This is a genomic window from Acidovorax sp. (assembly GCF_046314175.1).
Taxonomy (GTDB): Bacteria; Pseudomonadota; Gammaproteobacteria; order Burkholderiales; family Burkholderiaceae_C; genus Acidovorax.
On sequence record NZ_JBKBXG010000077.1, the window covers coordinates 1 to 25,050 of the forward strand.

20 protein-coding genes and 1 pseudogene are annotated in these 25,050 nt (G+C 62.9%); 12 read left to right on the top strand and 9 right to left on the bottom strand.

Going from position 1 to position 25,050, the window contains the following annotated elements:
• Positions 1-96: 96 nt before the first annotated feature.
• Positions 97-714 (bottom strand): HupE/UreJ family protein, encoded by a 618-nt coding sequence (locus ACK4OE_RS19225; RefSeq protein WP_409887111.1) that lies wholly within the window; start codon positions 712-714, stop codon positions 97-99.
• A gap of 36 nt (positions 715-750) precedes the next feature.
• Positions 751-1,053, bottom strand: a complete 303-nt coding sequence (locus ACK4OE_RS19230) for an urease subunit gamma (RefSeq protein WP_124510104.1) — start codon at positions 1,051-1,053, stop codon at positions 751-753.
• 283 nt (positions 1,054-1,336) lie between these two features.
• Between ACK4OE_RS19230 and ACK4OE_RS19235 the strand changes: the two genes are divergently transcribed.
• On the top strand, positions 1,337-4,987 hold the full coding sequence (locus ACK4OE_RS19235; RefSeq protein ID WP_409887113.1) for an ATP-binding protein: 3,651 nt from the start codon (positions 1,337-1,339) through the stop codon (positions 4,985-4,987).
• The gene (locus ACK4OE_RS19240; protein WP_409887114.1) at positions 4,987-6,057 is read left to right on the top strand and encodes a response regulator; all 1,071 of its coding nucleotides are present in this window, start codon (positions 4,987-4,989) and stop codon (positions 6,055-6,057) included. Before ACK4OE_RS19235 ends, ACK4OE_RS19240 begins: the two co-directional genes overlap by 1 nt.
• 88 nt (positions 6,058-6,145) lie before the next feature.
• Here ACK4OE_RS19240 and ACK4OE_RS19245 read toward each other — a convergent pair whose 3' ends face one another.
• Both ACK4OE_RS19245 and ACK4OE_RS19250 read right to left on the bottom strand, forming a co-directional pair.
• Complete coding sequence (locus ACK4OE_RS19245) at positions 6,146-6,850, bottom strand: hypothetical protein (protein ID WP_409887116.1); 705 nt, start codon at positions 6,848-6,850, stop codon at positions 6,146-6,148.
• Positions 6,847-7,488: a hypothetical protein gene (locus ACK4OE_RS19250; RefSeq protein ID WP_409887118.1), complete on the bottom strand. Its 642-nt coding sequence runs from the start codon at positions 7,486-7,488 to the stop codon at positions 6,847-6,849. The genes ACK4OE_RS19245 and ACK4OE_RS19250 overlap by 4 nt, the downstream gene beginning before the upstream one ends.
• A gap of 173 nt (positions 7,489-7,661) precedes the next feature.
• Here ACK4OE_RS19250 and ACK4OE_RS19255 point away from each other — a divergent pair, with 173 nt between their 5' ends.
• Entirely contained in the window at positions 7,662-8,594 is a 933-nt protein-coding gene (locus tag ACK4OE_RS19255; RefSeq protein ID WP_409887120.1) for a DMT family transporter, read from the top strand.
• Positions 8,595-9,096: 502 nt separating this feature from the next.
• On the opposite strand, the gene ACK4OE_RS19260 is transcribed toward ACK4OE_RS19255, so the two are convergent.
• Positions 9,097-9,783, bottom strand: coding sequence for a DUF3334 family protein (locus ACK4OE_RS19260; protein ID WP_409887122.1), 687 nt, complete (start codon positions 9,781-9,783; stop codon positions 9,097-9,099).
• Positions 9,784-10,174: 391 nt separating this feature from the next.
• Here ACK4OE_RS19260 and ACK4OE_RS19265 point away from each other — a divergent pair.
• Positions 10,175-10,942, top strand: a pseudogene (locus tag ACK4OE_RS19265) (GGDEF domain-containing protein); the annotation flags it as partial.
• Between the two features lie 168 nt (positions 10,943-11,110).
• Here ACK4OE_RS19265 and ACK4OE_RS19270 read toward each other — a convergent pair.
• Together ACK4OE_RS19270 and ACK4OE_RS19275 are read right to left on the bottom strand one after the other, a co-directional pair.
• Positions 11,111-12,412 (bottom strand): UDP-N-acetylglucosamine 1-carboxyvinyltransferase, encoded by a 1,302-nt coding sequence (locus ACK4OE_RS19270; RefSeq protein ID WP_409887124.1) that lies wholly within the window; start codon positions 12,410-12,412, stop codon positions 11,111-11,113.
• A gap of 155 nt (positions 12,413-12,567) precedes the next feature.
• On the bottom strand, positions 12,568-13,467 hold the full coding sequence (locus ACK4OE_RS19275; protein WP_409887126.1) for a LysR substrate-binding domain-containing protein: 900 nt from the start codon (positions 13,465-13,467) through the stop codon (positions 12,568-12,570).
• A 177-nt stretch (positions 13,468-13,644) separates the two neighbouring features.
• On the opposite strand from ACK4OE_RS19275, the gene ACK4OE_RS19280 reads away from it, so the two are divergent.
• The 4 genes from ACK4OE_RS19280 (at position 13,645) to ACK4OE_RS19295 (ending at position 16,431) form a co-directional block, all read left to right on the top strand.
• Positions 13,645-14,472: an MBL fold metallo-hydrolase gene (locus ACK4OE_RS19280; RefSeq protein ID WP_409887128.1), complete on the top strand. Its 828-nt coding sequence runs from the start codon at positions 13,645-13,647 to the stop codon at positions 14,470-14,472.
• A 4-nt stretch (positions 14,473-14,476) separates the two neighbouring features.
• On the top strand, positions 14,477-14,866 hold the full coding sequence (locus ACK4OE_RS19285) for a nuclear transport factor 2 family protein (protein WP_409887130.1): 390 nt from the start codon (positions 14,477-14,479) through the stop codon (positions 14,864-14,866).
• 312 nt (positions 14,867-15,178) lie between these two features.
• Complete coding sequence (locus ACK4OE_RS19290) at positions 15,179-15,826, top strand: hypothetical protein (protein WP_409887132.1); 648 nt, start codon at positions 15,179-15,181, stop codon at positions 15,824-15,826.
• 164 nt (positions 15,827-15,990) lie between these two features.
• Entirely contained in the window at positions 15,991-16,431 is a 441-nt protein-coding gene (locus ACK4OE_RS19295; protein WP_409887134.1) for a nuclear transport factor 2 family protein, read from the top strand.
• Positions 16,432-16,589: 158 nt separating this feature from the next.
• Here ACK4OE_RS19295 and ACK4OE_RS19300 read toward each other — a convergent pair whose 3' ends face one another.
• Complete coding sequence (locus ACK4OE_RS19300) at positions 16,590-17,051, bottom strand: (2Fe-2S)-binding protein (protein WP_409887135.1); 462 nt, start codon at positions 17,049-17,051, stop codon at positions 16,590-16,592.
• Between the two features lie 19 nt (positions 17,052-17,070).
• On the bottom strand, positions 17,071-19,341 hold the full coding sequence (locus ACK4OE_RS19305; RefSeq protein WP_409887137.1) for a molybdopterin cofactor-binding domain-containing protein: 2,271 nt from the start codon (positions 19,339-19,341) through the stop codon (positions 17,071-17,073).
• A gap of 359 nt (positions 19,342-19,700) precedes the next feature.
• Here ACK4OE_RS19305 and urtA point away from each other — a divergent pair, with 359 nt between their 5' ends.
• The 4 genes from urtA to urtD all read left to right on the top strand — a co-directional run bounded on the left by urtA (position 19,701) and on the right by urtD (position 24,735).
• Positions 19,701-20,963: an urea ABC transporter substrate-binding protein gene (gene urtA / locus ACK4OE_RS19310; RefSeq protein ID WP_409887139.1), complete on the top strand. Its 1,263-nt coding sequence runs from the start codon at positions 19,701-19,703 to the stop codon at positions 20,961-20,963.
• A gap of 163 nt (positions 20,964-21,126) precedes the next feature.
• On the top strand, positions 21,127-22,707 hold the full coding sequence (urtB, locus tag ACK4OE_RS19315; RefSeq protein WP_409887141.1) for an urea ABC transporter permease subunit UrtB: 1,581 nt from the start codon (positions 21,127-21,129) through the stop codon (positions 22,705-22,707).
• A 19-nt stretch (positions 22,708-22,726) separates the two neighbouring features.
• The gene (gene urtC, locus ACK4OE_RS19320) at positions 22,727-23,863 is read left to right on the top strand and encodes an urea ABC transporter permease subunit UrtC (RefSeq protein WP_409887143.1); all 1,137 of its coding nucleotides are present in this window, start codon (positions 22,727-22,729) and stop codon (positions 23,861-23,863) included.
• Positions 23,860-24,735, top strand: coding sequence for an urea ABC transporter ATP-binding protein UrtD (gene urtD, locus ACK4OE_RS19325; RefSeq protein ID WP_409887145.1), 876 nt, complete (start codon positions 23,860-23,862; stop codon positions 24,733-24,735). The genes urtC and urtD overlap by 4 nt, the downstream gene beginning before the upstream one ends.
• Positions 24,736-25,050 lie beyond the last annotated feature (315 nt).

A 25,050-nucleotide genomic window follows, 5' to 3' on the forward strand; every position in this document is an offset into this window, starting at 1 on the left:
CGCTAGTCGCGCCAGTCGCGCCCCCTCTCCCCAACCCCTCTCCCGCGAGGGGAGAGGGGCTTGTCATCTTGGCAAGCGCGCAGGCAGTCACTGCCATCACGCCATCTGCTGCAGCAGCAGCGCACCACCGAACGCAGCCACGCCAGCGCCCGCTGCGCGTGCCAGCCACACCTGGCGGTTGCGCAGCGCCCAGCCAGCAGCGAGGCCTGCGCCGTGCAGCAGCACGGTGGCAGCGAGCATGCCCGCCAGGGTTTGCCAGGCGCTGTCGTCGCCGGCCAGCTCGTAGCCGTGGGCGACGCCGTGGAACACGGCAAACACCCCCACGCCCAGAGCCGCCACCAGCCCCGGAACGCGCAGGCGCGACACCACGAGCAGGCCCGTGACCAGCAGCGACGCGGCAATCATCGGCTCCACCGCAGGCAGTGCCACGCCCTGCAGGCCCAGCACGGCGCCCACCAGCAGCATGGCCGCAAAGCCCACGGGGCCCCACAGCAGTTCGCGTCCGGCACTGCGCGCGGCCAGGGCGCTCCACAGGCCCACGGCCACCATGGCGGCCAGGTGGTCCAGGCCGAACAAGGGGTGGGCAAAGCCGCTCAAAAAGCTGTTGTGGATGTGTGATTCAGCGCCTGTATGGGCGCTAGCGCTTGTACTGATTGCGCTGATAGCTATAAAAATCAGAGCAGCTGTGTGGCGGTGTGAAAGTGCAATGCGCATGGGGGCTCCACAGAGAGAAAGAGGTAGAGATAGGGGTCAGACGATCGGCTGGTGCACGGTGACGAGCTTGGTGCCATCGGGGAAGGTGGCTTCGACCTGGATGTCCGGAATCATCTCTGCGATGCCGTCCATCACGTCTGCGCGGGTCAGCACGGTGCGGCCCTCGCTCATCAGCTGCGCCACGGTCTTGCCGTCGCGGGCGCCTTCCATCACGGCGGCGCTGATCAGGGCCACGGCCTCGGGGTAATTGAGCTTGAGGCCCCGGGCCTTGCGGCGTTCTGCCAGCAGGGCGGCGGTAAAGATCAGCAGCTTGTCTTTTTCGCGAGGAGTTAATTCCATTTCTTTTCACTCAATGCTGGGGTCAATGGCTCGCCCGACCGCTGAAGCGGTCGAACGCGAGGGGTTAATTCCATTTCGTTTTACTCAATGCTGGGGTCAATGGCTCGCGCGACCGCTGGGGCGGTCGAACGCGAGGGGTGAGTTCCATGGTGTACCGGTGATCTGGTGGAAGCGAATCCATCATAGGCAGCAAGCCCCGTGCCCGCCATACGTCATCTGGCTAAGGTCCCCCGGTTCAGTGGCATGGAAACTGCACCTGAAGGGGTGACCGCCGCCATTGCCCATGCCCCCCCACACCGCCTCCATCGCCCCTGCTGACGCCGCACCGCTGCAGCCGCCCGAGCCCGGCATGGCCGCACACGAACCCCAGCAGGCCCCCCAACAGGTCGTCAAGGTGCGCCGCGACTACAACAGCTGGGTGGCCACCGAAACCATGGAGGATTACGCGCTGCGCTACACCCCGCAGCGCTTTCGCAAGTGGTCTGAATGGCGGGTGGCCAACACGGCGTTCGGGGCGGCGTCTTTCCTGATCCTGGAGGCTATTGGCGCCACGCTGCTGGTGCAGTACGGCTTCATCAACGCCTTCTGGGCCATCGTGGCCACGGGGCTCATCATCTTTCTGGCGGGGCTGCCAATCAGCGTGTATGCAGCGCGCTACGGCGTGGACATGGACCTGCTCACGCGCGGCGCGGGGTTTGGCTACATCGGCTCCACGCTCACCTCGCTCATCTACGCCAGCTTCACCTTCATCTTCTTCGCGCTCGAAGCCGCCGTGATGGCCTACGCGCTGGAGCTGGCGCTCGACATTCCGCCCACGTGGGGCTACCTCATCTGCGCCATTGTGGTGATTCCACTGGTCACGCATGGCGTTTCGGCCATCAGCCGCCTGCAGATGTGGACCCAGCCGCTGTGGCTGGTGATGCTGGTGGTGCCGTTTGTGTATGTGCTGGTGCGCGATCCTGGTGCGTTTTCCGGCATCGTGCACTACGGTGGTGAGTCAATGCGGGGTGCCACATTTCAACTGCCCTTGTTTGGTGCGGCGCTGACCGTCGGCATTGCACTGATTACCCAGATGGGGGAGCAGGCCGACTACCTGCGCTTTATGCCCGCATCCACCCCCGCCACGCGCGGGCGCTGGTGGCTGGGCGTGTTGGTGGGCGGGCCGGGCTGGGTGGTGCTGGGCGTGCTCAAGATGCTGGGCGGCGCGCTGCTGGCCTACCTGGCGCTCAACCACATGGTGCCGGCAGACCGCGCGGTAGACCCCAACCAGATGTACCTGGTGGCGTATGAATACGTGTTCCCGCACTACGGCTGGGCGGTGGCGGCCACGGCGCTGTTTGTGGTGATCTCGCAGATGAAGATCAACGTGACCAATGCGTACGCAGGGTCACTGGCGTGGTCCAACTTCTTTTCGCGCCTTACGCACAGCCACCCGGGGCGTGTGGTGTGGGTGGTGTTCAACACGCTCATCGCCTTCATGCTGATGGAGATGAACGTGTTCCGCGCCATGGGCGAGGTGCTGGGGCTTTATTCCAACATCGCCATCGCCTGGATCATGGCCGTGGTGGCCGACCTCGTCATCAACAAGCCGCTGGGCCTGTCGCCCAAGGGCATCGAGTTCAAACGCGCGCATCTGTATGACATCAACCCGGTGGGCGTGGGGTCGATGGCGCTGGCGTCCATCGTGTCCATCAGCGCGCACCTGGGGTTCTTTGGCCCGCTGCCGCAGGCGTTCTCGGCGGTGATTGCGATGGCCGTGGCGTTTGTCACCGCGCCGTTGATTGCATGGGCCACACAGGGGCGCTACTACATCGCGCGGCAGCCCGAGCCCGCTGCGCTGGCCGATGTACAGACAGTGCCCATGCATGGTCCGGGCCGACGGGGCGAAGAAAACCTGGGCAGCTACGTGCGTTACACCGTGCAGCGCTGCGTGATCTGCGAGCGCGAATACGAGGCACCTGATATGGCCCAGTGCCCCGCCTACCGGGGTGCCATCTGCTCGCTGTGCTGCACGCTCGATGCGCGCTGTGGCGACCTGTGCAAGCCCCACGCCAGCATGGCGGTGCAGTGGTCGGCCGCGCTGCGCTGGGTGCTGCCACGTGCGGTGTGGCGCTACCTGGATACGGGCCTGGGCCACTTCCTGCTGCTGATGCTGGTGATTGCACCCCTGCTGGCGTCCGTCATGGGCCTGCTCTACCACCAGGAGCTCAACACCATTGCCCAGGCCTTGACCAACACCGAGGTGCTGGCTGCGCCGGAGGTGGCCTTGCGCTCGGGCTTGCTTAAGGCGTATCTGGCGCTGCTGGTCATCTCTGGCATCGTGGCCTGGTGGCTGGTGCTGGCGCACAAAAGCCGCCAGGTAGCGCAAGAGGAATCCAACCGCCAGACGGGCTTGCTGGTGCGCGAGATCGAACTGCACCGCCAGACCGACGAAGCGCTGCAAACCGCGCGCAGCGTGGCCGAGCAGGCGCGCCAGGTGGCGGAAGAGGCAAAACTGGCCGCAGACCAGGCCAACCAGGCCAAGAGCCGCTACATCAGCGCCATCAGCCACGAGATCCGCACACCGCTCAACTCCATCCTGGGCTACGCGCAGCTGATGGGCGAGGACGCGGGCGTGCCGCCCCACCGCAAGCAGGCCGTGCATGTGATCCGGCGCGGTGGCGAGCACTTGCTGTCGCTCATCGAAGGCACGCTCGACATCGCGCGCATCGAGTCTGGCAAGCTCACGCTCGACGTGACGCCCATGCGTTTTTCCGATGGCCTGCACGAGATGGCCAGCCTGTTCGAGCTACAGGCCGCCGCCAAGGGGCTGGCGTTTCAGTTCGACGTGCTGGGCGTTATTCCTGAGGTGGTGCGCGCCGACGAAAAGCGCCTGCGCCAGATCCTCATCAACCTGCTGGGCAACGCCGTCAAGTTCACCGCGCACGGCACCGTCACGCTGCGCGTGCGCTACGCCCGCGAGATGGCCCGCATTGAGGTGCAGGACACCGGGCCGGGCCTGAGCGCCGACGAGATCGACCGCATCTTCGAGCCCTTCACACGCGGCGGATCTGGCGGCAGCGGGTCAGCGTCAGCGCCGGGTGCGGGACTGGGGTTGACCATCGCCAAGATGCTCACCGCGCTGATGGGCGGCGAGCTGACGGTGACCAGCACACCCGGCGTGGGCTCAGTGTTTCACGTCAAACTGTTCCTGCCCGAGGTGCATGCCGACGCTTTGGGCAAAACCGCCCCGCCACCCGCCGCACTGGCCGCCCTTGCACAGCGTGCCCGCAAGGGCTACGCCGGCGAGCGCCGCCGCATCCTGGTCGTGGACAACGAAGAGCCCGACCGCGAATTGCTGGTGCAACTGCTCGAACCCCTGGGCTTTGAACTGCGCCAGGCCGCCAGCGGCCACGACGCGCTGGACCTGCTGGCCACCGGCTACCGCCCGCACGCGATCTTCATGGACCTGGCCATGCCAGGCATCGACGGGTGGGAGACGCTGCGGCGCGTGCGCCAGATGCACCTGGAGGATGTCCACTGCGCGATCGTTTCGGCCAATGCGTTCGACAAGGCGCTGGACAACGATGTGGAGATCCGCCCCGAGGACTTCATCGTCAAGCCCGTGCGCCACAGCGAGCTGCTGGGCTGGCTGGAGCGTCGGCTGGGCCTGCTGTGGCAATACGACGAAGCCCCCGCTACGCACTTGCCCTGCGTGTCTGATACTGCCGCACCGCCCGCCGCCCCTGCGCCGCTGACCTACCCCGATGCCGCCACACTCGCGGCGCTGGCACAGGTGGTGGCGCTGGGTTATTACCGTGGCATCCTCAACACCCTGGACGACATCGAACGCAGCCAGCCCGCGCACACCGTCTTCGTCGACACCATGCGTCAACTGGCCAAGCAGTTCCAGTTCGATGCCATGGGCCAGATCCTGGAGCAAGCGCCATCGTGATGACCACCGCAATTCCTCCTTCGTACCCCGCACCGGCATCGCCCAGCGCCGCGCTGGACCGCAGCGACAGCGACGTGGTGCTGATCGTGGACGACGTGCCCGACAACCTGGCCGTTCTGCACGACGCGCTCGACGAATCCGGCTACACCGTGCTGGTGGCCACGCATGGCGAAGCCGCCTTGCAGCGCGCCGCGCAGGCCCTGCCGGACATTGTGCTGCTCGACGCCATGATGCCCGGCATGGACGGCTTTGAAGTGGCGCGGCGCCTCAAGGCATCGCCCGCCACGGCGCACATCCCCATCATCTTCATGACGGGCCTCACCGAGACCGAGCACCTCGTGGCCGCGCTGGAGGCCGGTGGCGTGGACTACGTCACCAAGCCCATCAAGCCCCGCGAGGTGATGGCCCGCATGGGCGTGCACCTGGGCGCCGCCCGAAAGGCCCGGCAGGACGCAAGCCAGGCCCGTGAGGCCCGCAATGCACTCGACGCCTTTGGCTACGCCAGCATCACCGTGCGCGCGGTGGACGGCCGCATCGTCTGGCAAACCCCGCTGGCGCGCGAGCTGCTGCAAAGTTACTTTGGCGAGGTGGGTGCTGATGGCCTGCCCACCGCATTCGGCCAATGGGCCCCCGAGCCGGTGCAGGCCTGGCTGCGCCGCCACGTGCTCGCCGACAACGCCGCAGAGCTGCTGGCAGCGTCCCTTGCCGAACCCCCGCGCCTGGCCGTAGAGCAGGGCGCGCGCCGCCTCACCTTCCGCCTGCACCAGCAGGCCGGCGACAGCGCCGGCGGCGGCGACTGGCTCATCGTGATGCGCGAGGTGTCGGACGCCAAAATCATCGAATCCATGAGCCTGTCCTTCAAGCTCACCGCCCGCGAGGCCGAGGTGCTCTACTGGGTGGTCAAGGGCAAGATCAACCGCGACATCGGCGACATCCTGGGCGCCAGCCCCGCCACGGTCAAAAAGCACCTGGAGCGCGTGTTTGCCAAGCTGGGGGTGGAGACACGCACCGCAGCGGCAGGTATGGCGATGAACCGGATTCGGCAGTTGCACCCTCAGTTTGAGGGTTGAGGAAGCGCGGTCACTTTTCTCTTGCGTGAACGCAGCGGATGGCGAAATGAGGCCCCCCTTTGGGATGCAAAAACTAATCGCTTACAAGTTAAGAATTTCTCAGCTTAAATAGCATTTCCGATAATTTTTTCAAGGAGGCGTCCCCTGGAGGAATGATTTCCTGGACTTGACTCCCATCACTCGTGTCGTGTTGCATTGCGGACTGACACAGTTTCAGATTGGTTTCTATTTCTGAAATTATTTTTTCGGTTATGCGATATTTTTTATCCTCTGCAATTCGAATGTAGTCGCCAAGAGTTAAGTGGGCGCATTGATTCACGAGGGGGATGATTGCGCTGGCTTTTTCTAGGCTGAAAGCGCCACAATTTTTTGTGAGATACAAGCTTAATAATAGAAGATTTGCATCTGGACTCACTTGGGCGATCCCTTTAATTTTTTCTTCCACTGTTTTGTGATCAAAATTAGGCGTTTTGTCACAACGCCCTATTAGTGTTCCCCAGATGTCTGTTCCTTTGGTCGAATTGCGCATTGCTATCTGATGCCATTTCTCGGCATCTTCTCTTTGACCAATGGCGTATAAATAGTCTGCATAGGTCCATTGGGAACCCACCTGTCCATCTTCTGCCTGTTTTTTTATTTTAATCAAACAGGCGCCTCTCAGTGAGTGCTCATCTTGATCCGGACAGTTTTGATAGCTATCTATCCACCACCAACAGAATACCGATACAGCGGCAAGAACTACCAATAAAAAAGAAAGAGGATAGGCACCCGGCCTTTTTTTCGGCGGAGTCATTTTTTGTTTACTTGTAGAGGGGCTGTTGGGCTTCCTGCATCCCGAGGCGAAGTGCGAGTTGTCGATATGGGATTGCCGTCAGGTCCCCAAGTGCGCCATTGGCCAGGCTTGGTCAGGTCCGGAAAAGGTAAATTGGCTAGTTTGCCTGGAAGTTTGTCAAATGCCCCCTGTCCCACTGCAGGGCCGCCCAGTGGATAGTTCCAAGTAAGGGACGTTGGGGCTGTCACATACGTTTGTAAGCTCAACGCCAAAGAGCTTGCAATTCCTTGTGGCGTTCCCCCTGCGTTACAAGCGTCGATCAGTATCGGTTCGCCATTCCAGATACCACTGGCGCGGACCAGCTGTGCGACGATGGAGCCTTCGGTAATTCCTTGAATTCTGTCCGGGGTTGCATGTGCAAAGATGTAAAGATAGCCTGAGACGCCCTTTTCGTTCAAGCCTGAACGATAAAGTGATTTTTCACTTGGTTGAATTAATATTATTTTCTTCTTTGAAGAATCAATGGTGGCTATCTTTGTTACTATGCTTTTGGTTACATCCAGTCCTTTGAAAACTATTTTTTTTAGACCTTTTCCTGGGCCATAAAGTATTTTTCCATTAGTAACCGGTTCGGCTGGTTCTTCGGTGAATAGGATCATATGTTTTTTGTATTTGGTAGGGCTTTGATTGCAGCTGGATTGTGATGACTGAGGAATGTCTGTAAATGTAATATTCGAGACTTTTGGCTGGCGTTGCGTAGTTGCTATATGTCAGCCGAGCGTCGATATGGTCCTGGCCAACAGAGCCCACCGAGTTTGCTACGCTCGCTGCCATGTCCGCATCCCCCTCTGCCGCCACGCGCAGTGCTTTTTGGCGCGGCCTGTACCAGCGCCCCGCGTTTCTCCTCATCGTCACCACCCTCATCTGGGGCAGCAACGCCGTTGCAGCGCGCCTGGCGGTGGGCCACGTGTCTCCCATGATGCTCACCACGGCGCGCTGGAGCATTGCCTGCATTGCGCTGTGGTTCGTCGCGCGCCAACAGGTGGTGCAGCACCTGCCTGCACTGCGGGGCCGCTGGACGTATCTGGCGCTGATGGGTGTCAGCGGCTTTACCGCGTTCAACGCGCTGTTCTACGCAGCGGCCCACCACACCACGGCGGTCAACCTGGCACTGATTCAGGGAATGATCCCGGTGCTGGTGTTGCTGGGCGGTGTGCTGTTTCTGCGGCTGCGTGTTACCGCGCTGCAGATGGTGGGGGTGGTCATCACGCTGGCGGGCGTGGCCATCGTGGCCTCGCGAGGCAGCTGGGCTGTGCTGGCGGCGCTCGATTTCAACATCGGCGACGTATGGATTTTGCTGGCCTGTGTGCTGTACGCGGGCTACACGCTGGGGCTGCGGTCCCGCCCCGTGGTGCCGCCGCTGGTTTTTTTCTCAGCGGTGGCGGGCGTTGCGGCGCTGGCCTCATTGCCGCTGCTGGCGGCCGAAGTGGCGACCGGGCGCTTTTTCTGGCCCACGCTGCAGGGCTGGCTCATCCTGGTCTACGTGGGGCTGCTGCCGTCGTTCGTTTCGCAGATCCTGTTTATCCGCGCGGTAGAGCTGATCGGCCCGGCGCGTGCCAGCGTGTTCCTCAACCTCAATCCCGTGTTTGGCCCCGCGCTGGCCGTGTGGGTGCTGAGCGAGCCGGTGGGGGCTTATCACGCGGTGGCGCTGGTGATGGTGCTTGGCGGTATCTGGATCGCGGAGCGCCTTGGCGCGCGGCGCTGACGTTGATGCTGAAATCCTGTGTATCTGCTCGCCCACCGGGTTATTGCCGGTAGGGGGTGATTTGCATCCGGCAGCAGCACCCACGTCGGAGAGAGTAGTTTTTGGTGTTTTTTGCCTCCAGCGCTTATCAGCAAGGCGCTATCAGCTATCAATTTCGAAGTCCCACGAATGCGCCGGAGGCCAGCGCCTCAAGGCTTGCGCCAGCTCCGTGCGGGTTCCTCTTGCAACTTGGGACGGAGGGGCGCACGCTTCGAGCGCGTCTGGCGCTCGATTTTTGAATGAAATATGGCTCTAGGGATGTGCTGCACAACTCCCTGCGGACGGTGATAGCACGGCTTCGGGCGGTCCACTGCGTTGCTTTTCTTGCCAATAGCACGGCTATTGGCTGCCAAAAGACGCCTTGCGGCCCATCCCGACCCGCACTATCACCGCCACGCGAGGGTTATGCAGGACATCCCTAGCGCTTATCTATAAAGCGCTAGCAGCTATTGTTTTTGAAGAACTACATCCCCAGCGATTTCAGCAGCGCATCCGTATCGTCCGGTCCCGCAGGCGGTGGTGGGGGGACTTGCGGCGCGTCCTGCGACTGGGCCATCAGCTCGTCGGCGTCGGGCACTTCCTGGGCTTCAAAGTCGTAGAGCTTGATGAACTCGGTGCGGTCGATGGCCAGTTCCAGATAGAAGATGTTGTTGTTGCTGGTGTAGAAGGTTACGCGCCGGGCTTCGGGCTTGTCCAGGTTGGCGTCCACGCTCAGAATCACCTGCTTGTTCAGCACCAGCATCTTGGGCTGGTTCTGGGTGATGTGGGTCTGCAGTTCGCGGCGCACCTTGCCGGTGAAGTCGCCCACCACCTGGTTCATCAGCTCGCCCATTACGTTGCTCACTTCGTCCGAGGTGTACGAGGTAACCAGGTCGTCCTTGGACATGCCCATGTTCAGCAGGTAGCTGGCGTACAGCTCCATCGCGGCAGCGGCCGAGAAATTGATGATCACCAACCCTGAGAAGCCGCCGTCAAACAACACAAAACAGCCGATATCGGGCTTCAGGCAGGTTTTGCTGATGCGCTGCACCATGCCCGAGTAGTGAATCTGGCCGTGGGTCGCCACATTCAATACGCGGGTGACAGAGTTGCACAGGCTGATCAACAGGTCTTCGGTACCGTAGACGGGGGCTTTTTCTAGATGGCTCATGGTGTGTGTCTGGGAGTTTTTGTCAGAATTTACGCGCTGTGCAGAGCATAGGCGAAGGCGCACCGCTCTACCAGAGTGGTTTCAGGCGATGTGGTTGTCCCGAGTCATGGATATCCCACGGTGGTCCATACCTCCCCACGATGCCCCACGATGCCAAGGGATGCAGCGGGTTGACAACCTAATGAGCTGGCGTATCGTGCCAGCCATGCCAAACGCCTGATGGATGTGTGTGCGAGCCGCAATGAATGAAGAACAAGACCTGAACAAGGAACGGCTGGATCTGGTGCTGGAGGCCGCCGGGCTGGACCTGTGGGAGAACGATCTGGTGACGGGCCAGGTGACCTACAAGGCGACGAAGACTTTCAGGGAACTGGGCTTTGGTGAAGACGAGATGGCGTCAGGTGTGCAAGACATCTTCGGCCTGTTTCACCCCGGTGATCTGGACATGGTCAAGCATGCCGTGGCCGACCACGTGGCGGGCGTCACCCCGCAATACCGCGCAGAGTTTCGGCTGCGCTCCAAGGCCGGAGAATGGATCTGGTTTGCCAACTATGGCCGCATCATGGACCGCAACACCGACACGCCGGGCAAGCGGCTGATTGGCGTCACCTTCAACATCCATGACCGCAAGCAAAAGGAGGACGAGATCGCCCAGATCAACCAGGAGCTGCTGGAGCAGAACAAGCTGTTGCAAGAGCTGAACACCGCGCTGGAGCTATTGGCTGCCAACGACTCGCTGACCGGCCTGGCCAACCGGCGCGCGCTGATGGAGTTGGGCGCCAACGAATGCAAACGCTCCGAACGCTTTGACCACCCGCTGTCCTTGCTGGTGGTGGACATCGACCTTTTCAAGGCGGTCAACGACGCCTGGGGCGACCTTGCTGGCGACCGCGTGATCTGCGCCGTGGCCGACGCGTGCACGGCACGCAAGCGCAGCGGTGTGGACATCGTGGCGCGGATCGGGGGCGAGGAATTCGTCATCGTGTTGCCCGAAACCGACAACGTCAGCGCGCTGCGCGTGGCCGAATCCCTGCGCCATGAAGTGGCTGCGCTGAACGTGCCGGTCAACGAGGAGGGCGCGAGTGTTTCGGTCACCGTCAGCATTGGGGTGGCCACGATGCACAAGGGCTCAGGAGTTGACTTTGAAGAACTGGTCAACCGGGCGGACAAGGCTCTTTACCGCGCCAAGGGCACGGGGCGCAACGCCGTGTACTGCGCCGATGTGCAGCACGGCGGGGCCTCGGCGGTCCATGTACTCATCGAGCCGGACGAAGACGAGGACGGCGTGCTCGCCGCCCCGATAGGCACGGCCCCACGCGGCGGCCCGTCATTCCTCGCTCGTCCACTCCACCTGCACGCCCAGGCTGCGCAGGTTTTCCACAAAGTGCGGGTGGGCACGGCGGATCGGCGTGGCGTTGCGGATCTCCGAGCGCCCGGGCGTGCTGGCCGCCACCATGAAGAGCGCAATCGCCACGCGGATGATGTAAGGGCTCTCGACCACGGCCGGGGTCAGCGGCTTGCCGCCAAAGGTCACCAGACGGTGTGGGTCGGACTGGAACACATGCGCGCCAAACTTGGACAGCTCGCCCGCCCAGCCCAAGGCGCCGTCATACACCTTGTTCCAGAACAGCGCATTGCCCTCGGCCCGCACACCCAGCGCGATGAAGATGGGCAGCAGGTCCACCGGAAAGTACGGCCAGGGCGCCGCCTCTACCTTGGTCAGCACGTTGCTGGTGAACGGCGTCTGCACCTTGAGCGGGCCCGCGCAGTGCGCGCGCGACCAGCCGTCCTCGTGCGTGATGGTGACGCCGAACTTGGCAAAGGTGCGGTCGATGAGCGGAAAGTTCTCGGGTGCGCTGTTCTTCACCACTACGTCGCCGCCGGTGATCGCGCCCAAGGCGAGGAAGGTGGTGATCTCGTGAAAATCTTCGTCGAAACGGAACTCCCCGCCACGCAGCTGCGTGCCGCCATGCACCGTGATGCGCGAGGTGCCCATGCCCTCAATGCGCACGCCGATCAGCGCCATGAAGCGGCAGAACTCCTGCACATGCGGCTCCGACGCGGCATTGGTCAGCACCGACGTGCCCTCGGCCGTGGCGGCGCACAGCACAAAGTTCTCGGTGGTGGTGACCGATGCGTAGTCCAGCCAGTGGTGGTTGGCCTGTAGGCGGCCTTCGCAGCGGATCAGCAGCGATCCCTCGGCCCGCTCCACCGTGCCGCCAAAGCGGCCAAACACCTCCACGTGCGGGTCGATCTCGCGCACGCCCAGCGTGCAGCCCTTGACGTTATCCTCCAGCCGCGCCACGCCAAAGCGCGCCAGCAGCGGGGGCACCAGCATGATGGAGGAGCGCATTTCCTCGGGCAGGCGGTGGTGGGCCGCGTCGAACGTGGTGGCGTGGTGGTGCAGGTCCAGCGTGCCTGTGGCGTGGTCCATCTGCACATCGCTGCCCAGCGTGCGGAAGATGTCGAGGATCTTGCGCACGTCGGTGATGTCAGGCACGCCGAGCAGCCTGAGCGGCTCGTTGGTGAGCAGCGTGGCGCACAGCACGGGCAGCACCGCGTTCTTGTTGGCGGATGGAATGATGCGGCCCCGCAGCGGGGTGCCGCCGTGGACGACGAGGTTGGACATGGTTTTTACGACAGAAAAGGGACGCGGTGGGGAGCTTGCGAACAGCTGGGTGCAGGTGAAATGAGGCGGTTACTCTAACTGGAGCCGGGCGCGAACCTCGCCGCAGGGCTGGTTCCCGCCGAAGCGCGCCCACCACCGAGTGCCCCCAGGCAGCCTTACAGCACTTGAAGATAGGCGCTTAGCGCATCAATGGCGGCCGTGACCTTTGGGGGCTGCAGCGTGCGTTTGAGTGTGACGGCATAAATACCCGCCCCGGGCAGACGCCAGTCGGTCAGCAGCCGGACCAGGGCGCCGCTATTGACTGCGTCCTGCGTCAGATAGCTCGGCATGCGGGCGATTCCCAGGCCCTGCACGGTCAGCTCGTGCAGCATGTAGACGTTGTCCGTCATTGCGCCGGGTGCCATCGCCACACGCACGCTCTGGCCTGTATCGTTCTTGAAGACCAGCGTGGTGGGCTCCGAAAAGCGCTTGAAACCGACGATTCGGTGCTTGCGCAGGGTTTCGGGTGAATCCGGCATACCGTAGCGCTGCAGGTAGTCGGGCGATGCCACCAGCACTTCATGCAGGTCGGCCAGCTTGCGCGCCACCAGCGACGAGTCGCGCATCCAGCCCGAGCGGATCGACAAGTCGATGGACTGCGTGGCCATATCCACGATGTGGTCGTCCACCTGAATGTCGAGCAGCAGCTTGGGGTGCTGGCGGGCCAGGGGCATCAGTGCCGGCAGCACGATTTTGTGGGCCACATCGGATGCGGCAGAGATGCGCAGGCGGCCCGATATCGCGTGCGAGCCATCGGCCACCAGTTCCTGCGCCATCTCCGCGGCGGCCAGCATCTCCACACATTTTTCATGGAACAGCTGGCCGGCTTCGGTCAGCGACAGGCTGCGCGTAGTGCGGTGCAGCAGGCGCACGCCAAGTTCTTCTTCGAGCTGGCTGACGGCAGAACTCAACACCGAGGTCGCCAGGTCCTGCGCCCGCGATGCGGCTGAAAACGAGCCATGGCGCACCACCAGTGCGAACAAGCCCATGCGCCGTAAACGATCAAGCTCAATCATATTGTTCTGTTTAGCAGAAAGATGATTTTCATCATAAGTGCTTTTTCGCAAGGCCCTGGGCCCCTACAGTGAACTTGGCTGAACCCTCTGCGGCACGGACCGCGACGGGCTGCAGCCACCGTCACTGACCACGGTCAGCCGCCATTCGTCACCGCAGAAACCTTCAAGGAGCCGCCCATGAACGCCACCACCCACCAACCTCTTGCCTGGAAGCACCTTCCGGCCGGCGAGCACGGATTTTTCCGTGCCCCGGTGCTGGTTTCGGGCGCCACCGAAGCCGTGCTGATCGATGGGGGCTTCACCCTGTCGGATGGAGCTGCCGTGGTGGCTGCCATCCAGGCCAGCGGCAAGAAACTCACCACGGTCTACATCAGCCAGAGCGATCCGGACTACTACTTCAGCCTGGGGCCGATCAAGGCGGCCTTTCCCGATGCACGCGTCATTGCCGCCAGCGCGACGATTGCCGCCATCAACGCCAACGTGCAAAAGAAGCTGGACACCTGGGGGCCGCAGCTCAAGGACAACGGCCCGCAGACGCTGGCCGACGTGGTGTTGCCCCAGGCCTTCGATGGCGACGCACTGACCGTGGATGGCGAACGCATCGAGATCGTCAGCATCGACGACCTGCCCAACCGCCGCTACCTGTGGGTGCCCGCGCTGAACGCCGTGTTTGGCGGCGTGCTGTTGTTCTCCGGCGTGCACGTGTGGACGGCTGATACGGCGTCTGCCGAGCTGCGTGCAGCATGGGTGAAGACGCTCGACGCCATGGCAGCGCGCCAGCCTGCCGTGGTGGTGGCGGGGCACATGGTGCCCGGCGCACAGACCAGCGCAGCGGCCATTGCCTACACACGCAGCTACCTGCTGGCCTTTGAGGAAGAACTGGCCAAGAGACCCACCAGCGCAGAACTGATCGCCGCCATGACGGCACGGTATCCCGACGCGGGAATGGCTATCGCCCTGCAAATTGGCGCCAAGGTCGCCACCGGCGAAATGAAGTGGGGTTGAGACCATGACTACTTCCCTCGACATCATCCGCGCTACTTACGAAGGCCCGTCCGAAGAAAACGGCAAGAACCTGCTGGCCGCCCTGGCGCCCGAGGCAACCTGGACCGAAGCCGCAGGCTTCCCCTATGCCGGCACCTACACCGGCCCCGACGCCATCATCGCCAACGTATTCCAGCGCCTGGCCACGGAGTGGATCGGCTACAGCGCCAAGGTGCACACCTATCTGGCTGATGGTGACCGGGTTGCCGCCTTTGGTGTGTATTCGGGCACTTACCGGGCCACTGGCAAGGCGATGACCGCCACTTTCGCGCACCTGTACCGGCTCAAGGACGGAAAGATCGTCAGCATGGAGCAATATGTAGACAGTGCCATGGTGCGTGCGGCGCTGAATTAGCCGTCCGCATTTCTATCCATCCCTGCATCTCAGAACCTGTTCAAAATCTTTGCGGGGATCGCATTGGAGTGCAATCGGGATGAGTGGATGCTTCGGATGTGCCGCATGGGCTCATGCCCATGCAAGCAGCCGGGGCGTCCAATCGCCCGATTTCCTCCAACCCGTCGGGCAAGTGCCTTGCCGGGCGGTCTGCGGCGTTGCGGCGCTTGTTGATAGCCGAGCTATCAACTGCGCACCGCGCCTTGCATCCCATCCCGGCAAGGTACTTGTGCGACCCCGAAAAGATCTTGAACAGGTTCTCAGGAGATTGCCGTGATTGAACGCCGTCGATTTATCCGCACAGCGGGCACCGTGCTCACCACCGCCCCGGTGGGTGCTTTGTGGGCGCAGCGCCAGCCCGACTGCGCTGATTCCCCATGCACCGCTGGCTGCGGCCCCACCCGCGCCGCCACGGAAGGGCCGTACTACGTACGCAATGTCGGAGCGGCCACAGACATCAACAAGCGGGGCGCCTCTGGCAAGCCCATGCGCATCACCGGTGTGGTGCTGGGCGGAGCCAACGGAAAAACACCGCTGGCCAATGTGCGCGTCGAGATCTGGCACTGCGATACCGAGGGCCACCACCACCCCAATGGCAATGGCGACGTCAGCCGCTACAAGCCTGCGCAGGTCAATCTGCGAGGGCTTTCCACAACCGATGCGAAGGGGCAGTTTGCCTTCGACAGCATCGTGCCAGGCATCTACGGCACCCGGCGCCGCCACCTGCACTGGCGGTTTGAGGCCGCAGGCCACCAGGCGGTGACAACGCAGACTTACTGGCAGAGTGAAAAGGGCGGCCTGCGTGATCGCACCGACTTCGCAGATCGGGATGTGGAGGCTTGTCGCTGGCTGGCGTTCACCACCAACCCACGCGGGGTGGAAGAAGCGGTTTTTACGGTGGCACTCAAGACCCTGGCTTGAACTCCGAACACCACCTTGCAGTCATTGGGATGTTCGGCAGGTGCAGGTAGTGGCTGCACTTCCACGGCTTTCACATGGCCCCTGTTTTGTTTCTTTTTATGAGGTTTCTATCCATGTCTCCGTCCAAGATATTTGCCTGTGCTGCTATCGCCGCCACCCTCTGTATGCCAGCATTCGCCCAGACGCCCGTCAGTGCCAACCCGGACCACGCGCCCATGCTGGCCAGCAGCGACCCGCAGCTGGCGGCCAACAAGCGCCTGGTGTACGACTTCTGGCGCGAAGTTTTTGAAGCCGGCAACGTGGCCCTGGCGGAGAAGTACGTGGCCGAGTCGTACATCCAGCACAACCCCAACGTGCCCAATGGCCGAGGCGCCCTGGTCGGGTTTGTCTCCCGCAGGCTTCCTGCGCCTGTGCCGGTGCAAGACCGCGTGAAGGCGCCGCTGGTTTCCATCACTGCAGAGCGCGATCTGGTGACGTTGAGCTTTGTGCGCGAATATGCCGATCCGAAGGACGCCTCGCTCAAATACACCACCACCTGGTTCGACATGTTCCGCATCGAAAACGGCAAGATCGTGGAGCACTGGGACTCTGCCCTGAAGCAGTGATGTGAGCGGGCACGCCGCGCACCGTGGTGTAGCGGCTTCGAGGTCCCGTCATCCGCGCTGGTGGAATGCGAGGAAACGAAAATTTCGGATAAAAATGGCGTCTGGCGCTTGCTATATATGGGATTGTAGCTATAAATAATGTAGCAAATCAGCCCGGCTCAGCCCGCCTTGCCGCCCGCCGCCTGATGAATCGCCGCCCGAATCCGCTGATACGTGCCACACCGGCACGCATTGCCCCCCATCGCCGCATCAATGTCCGCATCGCTGGGCCTGGGCGTTTTCTTCAGCAGCGCGCAGGCTGACATCAACTGTCCGCTCTGGCAGTAGCCGCATTGCGCCACGTCCAGCACCGTCCACGCGGTACGCAGGGCGGTTGCCTCGGGGCCCTGTAGCCCTTCAATGGTCGTGATATCGGCATCGCCCACGGCCGACAGGGGCGTGATGCAGGCGCGCACGGGCTCGCCGTTCAGGTGCACGGTGCAGGCGCCGCACAGGGCCATGCCGCAGCCAAACTTGGTGCCGTTCATATGCAGTTCGCCGCGCAGTACCCACAGCAGGGGTGTATCGGGTTCGGCGGTGACAGAGATGGCTTTGCCGTTGATGCGCAGGGTGGGGGACATGGGAGTTCCTTCGATCCAGTCAGGCAAGTTTCAGGGGCAAGGCGCGCAGGCGCTGGCCGGTCAGGGCAAACAGGGCATTGGCCACTGCGGGCGCAATGGGCGGCACGCCGGGCTCGCCCACGCCCTCGGGCGGTTCTGCGCTGTCGATGATGTGCGTTTCCACAAGGGGACAGTCGGCCATGCGCAGCAGCGGTACGTCGTGAAAATTGCTCTGCTGCACTTGCCCGTCTTTCAGGGTGATCTCGCCGTACAGCGCGGCAGTCAGCCCAAACACCACGCCGCTTTCCATCTGCTGCGCAATCAGGTTGGGGTTGATGGCCGCGCCGCAGTCGACAACGCACACCACGCGGTGCACGCGGATGGCCTTGTCCGCTCCCACCGACACCTCGGCCACCTGCGCCACGATGGAGCCGAACGACTGGTGCAGCGCCACGCCGCGCGCACGCTGCTCGCCCGCTGCCCCGGGTGCCAGTGGCGTGCCCCAGCCCGCCAGCTCGGCCGCCTTTTGCAGCACCTTCAGGTGGCGCGGGTGTTTTTGCAGCAGTGCGGCGCGAAAGGCCACCGGGTCTTGTTTGGCAGCCGCAGCGGCTTCGTCCACAAAACTCTCCTTGAAGAACGCCTGGTGTGAATGCCCGACCGAGCGCCAGAAGCCCACGGGAAGGGGCAAATCCACGATCTCGTGCGCAACACGCGCATGAGGCCATTCGTAAGGCTGGTCAAACGCGCCTTCTGACGTGGTTTTGTCGGGGCCCGCACCTGCCAGGCCAAAGGTGCGGATCAGCACTTGCGGCACGATGGCCTGGCCGACCGACAAGTTGTGCCACGCCACCAGCTGGCCCTGTGCATCAAACCCGGCCTTGAAGCGGGCCATGCATGCGGGGCGGTAGAAGTCGTGTTGTGTGTCCTGCTCGCGGCTCCACAGCGTCTGCACGGGCGCGCCACCCGCCACCTTGGCTATGGCGGCGGCCTGGGCCACGTAGTCGGCCTCCAGCCGTCGGCCAAAGCCGCCACCCAGTAGCAGCTGGTGCACGGTCACTTTTTCGTCGTCAATATCCAGCGCCTTGGCCGCCGCGCGGCGGGCCAAGCCAGGCACCTGGGTGGATGTCCACACGGTGGCGGCACCGTCCTTGAATTGCACCGTGCAGTTGATGGGTTCGAGCGCGGCGTGCGCCAGGTAGGGCGCGCGGTAGTCGGCGGTGATGGTGCTGGCTGCGCCCTGCATGGCCACGTCCACATCCCCCGCGCTGTGGTAACCAAAGCCCTTGGCTTCGTCCAGCGCCTGGGTCAGTCGCGCCATCACGGTGTCGCTCGACAAGGTGGCGGCGGGGCCGTGGTCCCATTCCACGGTGACGGCGGCGGCGGCCTTCTTGGCGTGCCAGGGCGTGTCGGCAATCACCGCCACGCCGCCGGTGCCGCCGTGGTACGGCGCCACGGCCAGCACGTGTTTCACGCCGGGCAGCTTCTGGGCGACGGCTGCGTCAAAGCGGGCCACCTTGCCGCCGCGGGTGGGGCACATCACGATGCTCGCGTGCAGCAACCCAGGCGGGTTGGCGTCGATGCCGAACACGGCCGTGCCATCGAGTTTGGACGGCGCCTCGATGCGCGTGAGCGGCTTGCCGATCAGCTTGAACTGCGCGGGTTCTTTCAGCGTGACCTTGCCCGGCATGGGTTGCTGCGCGGCCAGCGCCGCCAACTCTCCAAACGTGGCGCGCTGGCCCGCGGAGTGTTCCACCCAGCCTGCGTTGGCGGTGCACTCTGTGGCCTGCACGCCCCACTGCGCGGCGGCGGCGCGGATGAGCATCGCGCGCGCATGGGCGCCAGCCTCGCGCATGGGCAGCCACAGGTCCTTGATGCTGCTCGACCCACCCGTCATCATCACGCCCACCTCGCGCATAGTCTTGGCCGTCAACCAGCCCGCCACGGCCTTCATCGACCCGTCGTTGTCGGGGTGGAAGGGCAGGCCATCCACCACCGTGGCCAGGTTGTTATATATGTCGTCGATGGGCGTCATCTCGATCCGCACCTGCGCCCAGTCGGCGTCCAGCTCTTCGGCCAGGATGGCGGCCAGGCCGGTGTGTGCGCCCTGGCCCATTTCGGACTTGGCCATCATCACCGTCACGGTGTTGTCAGCCCCCACTTTGACCCAGCCGTTCAAGGCGGCCTGCCCGCTGGTCTGCGGCAGCGGGTCGGACGGGTGCAGGCGCTGGCGCGGCGGCATCACGCCCCAGCCAATGACCAGCGCGCCCACCGTTGCGGCGCCGCCGAGTAGCACTGTGCGTCGTTTCACCATGGTCTGTTCCTTTTGGGGTGAGCGGGGGAGGGCCGTTGCTGCCCATCGTAAATCCGAGGGGCGTTTGTCCACCACCGGGATTGCCGCAGATTTTGAGTGTTTTTGGACTCCAGCGCTTATATATCAAGCGCTAATAGCTACTAATTGCATAGCGTTTCGCCTACCCGACACAACGCGGGTGAACAGGCTCTGCGCGTTCGCACCGGACCTCCGTGTACGCCACCCGGCGTATTTCCGAAGCAGGCCCCGCTCTCCAGAATCCATTCCATCGCTCGATCACCCAGGGCCTCCGGAGGGAGCCCGGCGAGCGAAGCGGTTTGATTGTTGGATTGATTGAAACCACCACCGGAGAAGCACACATGCAACGTCGTTATTCCCTCAAGGCCCTCGCGGCCGTCGCTACGCTCGCTGGCCTGTCTGCGCTGCCAGCTCACGCGCAGGACACCATCAAGGTCGGCATCCTGCACAGCCTGTCGGGCACCATGGCCATCTCCGAAACCGTGTTGAAAGACACCGTGCTGATGGCGATTGACGAGATCAATGCCAAGGGCGGCGTGCTGGGTAAGAAGCTCGAACCCGTGGTGGTGGACCCGGCCTCCAACTGGCCTCTGTTTGCTGAAAAGACCAAGCAGCTGCTGGGCCAAGACAAGGTCTCGGTCATCTTCGGCTGCTGGACCAGCGTGAGCCGCAAGTCGGTGCTGCCTGTGGTTGAGGAAATGAACGGCCTGCTGTTCTACCCCGTGCAGTACGAGGGTGAAGAGCTGTCCAAGAACGTGTTCTACACCGGTGCCGCGCCCAACCAGCAAGCCATCCCTGCGGTGGACTACCTGATGAGCAAGGACGGCGGCAGCGCCAAGCGCTGGGTGCTGCTGGGCACCGACTATGTGTACCCCCGCACCACCAACAAGATCCTGCGCGCCTACTTGAAGTCCAAGGGCGTGAAGGATTCCGACATCGACGAGAAGTACACCCCATTCGGCCACTCTGACTATCAGACCATCGTGGCCGACATCAAGAAGTTCAGCCAGGGCGGCAAGACGGCGGTGGTGTCCACCATCAACGGCGACTCCAACGTGCCGTTTTACAAAGAGCTGGGTAACGCGGGCCTGAAGGCCAAGGACGTGCCGGTTGTCGCGTTCAGCGTGGGTGAAGAAGAACTGCGTGGCGTGGACACCAAGCCACTCGTGGGCCACCTGGCTGCCTGGAACTACTTCCAGTCCATCAAGAGCCCTGAGAACACCGCGTTCATGAAGAAGTGGGCCGACTACGCCAAGGCCAAGAACATCGCCGGCCACAAGGACAAGCCGCTGACCAACGACCCGATGGAAGCCACCTACATCGGCATCAACATGTGGAAGCAGGCCGTCGAGAAGGCCAAGAGTACGGACGTGGATAAGGTGATCGCCGCCATGGCGGGCCAGACCTTCAAGGCACCGAGCGGCATCGTCAGCAAGATGGACGAAAAGAACCACCATCTCCACAAGAGCGTGTTCATCGGCGAAATCAAGGCCGACGGCCAGTTCAACGTGGTGTGGAAGACGCCTGGCCCTGTGAAGGCCAAGCCATGGTCGCCTTACATCGAAGGCAACGACAAGAAGCCTGACGAACCCGCGAAGATGTAACTCCCCCCTGAGGCGCTTTGCGCCTTCCCCCCGCTCTCGCATCGCTGCGCGATGCGGGCAGGGGGGACGCCCCCAGCGCGGCGGGGCGGCCCTTGCGCGGGGGCACTGGTCTGGGCTGTGCGCGTCGCACAGGCAGACCGCTTTTTGACCGACTGGCCCTTCCATGCTTTCCTCATTCTTTTCCCGGCTGATGGCCTGCGTTCTGTTGTGTGCAACTGCGCAGGTGCACGCACTCACCGCCGAACAGGCTCTGGCCATGGCTGCAGGCGACACCGATGACCGCGTAGCCGCCCTGCAGAAAGCCGTAGTGGAGCCCAGCGACCGCATTGAAGACTTTCTGAAAGCGCTGGCCGCCGATGAGGTCAAGGTAGCGGCAGGCAAGGCGCTCATCGTGCGCAACGACAAAGGTGTGGACCCCGCCACCGGCGCCGAGGTGGCAGTGCCTGCGGATGCCGAAGACATCATCAACAACAACCGCATGCGCGGCGAGATCGACACGGCCCTGGCGGGCCTGGCGCTGTTTGGCAAAGACGAAGCCAAGCGCATGGCCGCTGCCAAGGCGTTGACACGCGAGCCCGACGTGGGCCGCCTGCCGCTGCTGGACAAGGCCCTGGCGCAAGAAACGCGCGAGAACATCAAGGTGCAGCTGCAGCTGGCCCGCGCCGCGACGCTGTTGGGCAGCGAAGACGCCGCACAGCGCATTGCCGCAGCCGAGGCCTTGTCGAAAAGCGCCACGCCCGACACGCGCCTGCTGCTCAATGAGCGCGTGACGGTGGAAGAAGACCCCAAGGTCAAAGCTGCACTGCAAACGGCCCTCAAGGGGCTTGACGAACAACTGGCCTGGGGCGAGCGCCTAGGCGCCGCGTTCTCGGGCATCAGCCTGGGCTCCATCCTGCTGCTGGTCGCGCTGGGTTTGGCCATCACCTACGGCCTCATGGGCGTGATCAACATGGCCCATGGCGAGCTGATGATGATCGGCGCCTACGCCACCTACGTGGTGCAGGGCATTTTTCAAAAGTATTTCCCAGGCGCGTTTGACTGGTACTTGGTCGCTGCGCTGCCACTGGCGTTTGGCGCATCCGCCGCCGTGGGCGCCGTGCTGGAGCGCAGCGTGCTGCGCTTTCTGTACGGCCGCCCGCTGGAGACACTGCTGGCCACCTGGGGCATCAGCCTGGTACTGATGCAGCTGGTGCGCACGATTTTTGGCGCGCAGAACGTGGGCGTGGAAAACCCCGCGTGGATGAGCGGCGGCGTGCAGGTGCTCTCCAACCTCACGCTGCCCTACAACCGTCTGGTGATCATCGGCTTTGCGATTGCCGTGCTGCTGGGCATGGGCTACCTGATTGGCCGCACGCGCCTGGGCCTGTTCGTGCGCGGCGTCACGCAAAACCGCCCCATTGCTTCGTGCATGGGCGTGAACACCGCGCGCATCGACACCATGGCGTTTGCGCTGGGTTCGGGCATTGCAGGCTTGGCCGGTTGCGCCTTGAGCCAGGTGGGCAATGTGGGGCCTGACCTGGGGCAGAGCTACATCGTGGACGCCTTCATGGTGGTGGTGCTGGGTGGCGTTGGCCAGCTGGCGGGCACCGTTTATGCGGCGCTGGGCTTGGGCGTTCTCAACAAGTTTCTGGAAGGCTGGGCGGGCGCGGTGCTGGCCAAGATTGCGGTGCTGGTGTTCATCATCATTTTCATCCAGAAGCGGCCCCAGGGCATCTTTGCGGTCAAGGGCCGCACGGCAGATTGAGTAGCCACGCGACAACATCATGACGACTCCATCTCCTACCCCTATCCAACTGCCTGCACCCGCGCCGCTGCTTACGCGCGGTGGCTGGTCGGCCTTCATCGTGGCGCTCATCGTGGTGTGCGCCGTGGCCCCCGTGCTCAACCTGTGGGTGCCAGCGGGCAGCGCCTTTCACATGAGCGACTATGCCGTGGCGCTGCTCGGCAAGATCATGTGCTACGCCATCTGCGCGCTGGCCATGGACCTCATCTGGGGCTACACCGGCATCCTGAGCCTGGGCCATGGGCTGTTCTTTGCCCTGGGCGGCTACGTGATGGGCATGTACCTCATGCGCCAGATCGGCCGCGACGGCAACTACAAAAGCGACCTGCCCGACTTCATGGTGTTCCTTGACTGGAAGGAGCTGCCCTGGCACTGGATGCTGTCTGACAGTTTTGTGGCCACGCTGATTCTGGTGGTGGCCGTGCCGGGTGTCATCGCATTTGTGTTTGGCTACTTCGCGTTCCGTTCGCGCATCAAGGGCGTGTACTTTTCCATCATCACGCAGGCCATGACGTACGCTGCCATGCTGCTGTTCTTCCGCAACGAAACGGGCTTTGGCGGCAACAACGGCTTTACCGACTTCAAGCGCATTCTGGGCATGCCGCTGGCTACGCAGAACATGCGCATGACGCTGTTTGTGCTGACCGGGCTGGCGTTGCTGGGCTTCTTCTTGCTGGCGCGCTGGCTGGTGCGCAGCAAGTTCGGCCGCGTGCTGCAGGCCGTGCGTGATGCGGAAACGCGAGTCATGTTCTCGGGCTATTCGCCGCTGCCCTACAAGCTCACTATCTGGACCATCAGCGCCATGATGTGCGGCGTGGCAGGGGCACTGTATGTGCCGCAGGTCGGCATCATCAACCCCGGCGAGATGAGCGCTGCCAACTCGATTGAGATCGCAGTGTGGGCCGCAGTGGGTGGCCGCGCCACGCTGATCGGGCCCATCGTAGGCGCGTTCATCGTCAATGGTGCCAAGAGCTGGCTCACGGTGACGGCGCCTGAGTTCTGGCTGTACTTTCTGGGCGCGCTTTTCATTGCCGTCACGCTGTTTTTACCCAATGGTGTGGTGGGCCTGGTGAAGAAAATAAAAGACAAGACAAGCAAGAACGGAGCTGCGCAATGACGCCCGACCTGATGGAAGAAGGCGCGCGGCGTTTTCAGGACAAGCTGGCACCTGTGGCTACGGGCCAGACGGAATCCGGCGGCCGTGCCGCAGGCTTCTCGCGCATCGCCACGCCCGGTGAGGTGGACATCACCCACGGCCGCATCCTGTACCTGGAGGATGTGAACGTGAGTTTTGACGGCTTCAAGGCCATCAACAACCTGAGCCTGGACATTGCGCCCGGCGAGCTGCGCTGCATCATCGGCCCCAACGGTGCGGGCAAGACGACGATGATGGACATCATCACCGGCAAGACGCGGCCGGACAGCGGCACGGTGTACTTCGGCTCGACCATCGATTTGTTGCGCCACAACGAGCCGGAGATCGCGAGCTTAGGGATAGGCCGCAAGTTTCAAAAGCCCACGGTGTTTGAGCAGCTGAGTGTTTTTGAGAACCTGGAACTGGCATTGAAGACGCACAAGGGTGTGAAGTCGAGCATGTTCTTCCGGTTGGACTCCATGCAGTCGGATCGGCTGGCGGAGATATTGCACACCATTCATCTGTCGGATAGCGTGACGCGCATGGCGGGGAACTTGAGCCATGGGCAAAAGCAGTGGTTGGAGATTGGGATGCTGCTGATGCAGGACCCGAAGCTATTGCTGCTGGACGAGCCTGTGGCGGGGATGACGGATGAGGAAACCGCGCGTACTGCGGAGTTGTTTTTGACGCTCAAAGGCAAGCATTCGCTGATGGTGGTGGAGCATGACATGGGGTTCATCCGCACCATTTCGGAGATTGTTACGGTGTTGTGCGATGGGGCGGTGTTGGCGCAGGGGACGCTCGATCAGGTGCAGGCGGATGAGCGGGTGATTGAGGTCTATTTGGGGCGGTGATGTTGGGTGCCCGCTCTTTGGTTCCTGATCTTTTGAATGCCTCAAGTCCTTTCGGGCTGAGTTTGTCTAAGCCTGGGCGCTTTGCATCTGTTGGGGCTGAGCTTGTGGAAGCATTGGCGTGCTGGTTTAGGAAACATGCTCGTTTTGAGGGCGGAGGCCGGGAGTCGCCCGGCATGCGAGTAACTTTCTTTCGCGTCGCCGAAAGAAAGTCACCAAAGAAAGGGCGACCCCCAGTCTGCGACCCCTTCGCGTTGCGAAGGGGCAACCTGCGTCGGGGCGGTTGCGGGGTGCGGCGCCGAAAGCCCAGCGCAGCGG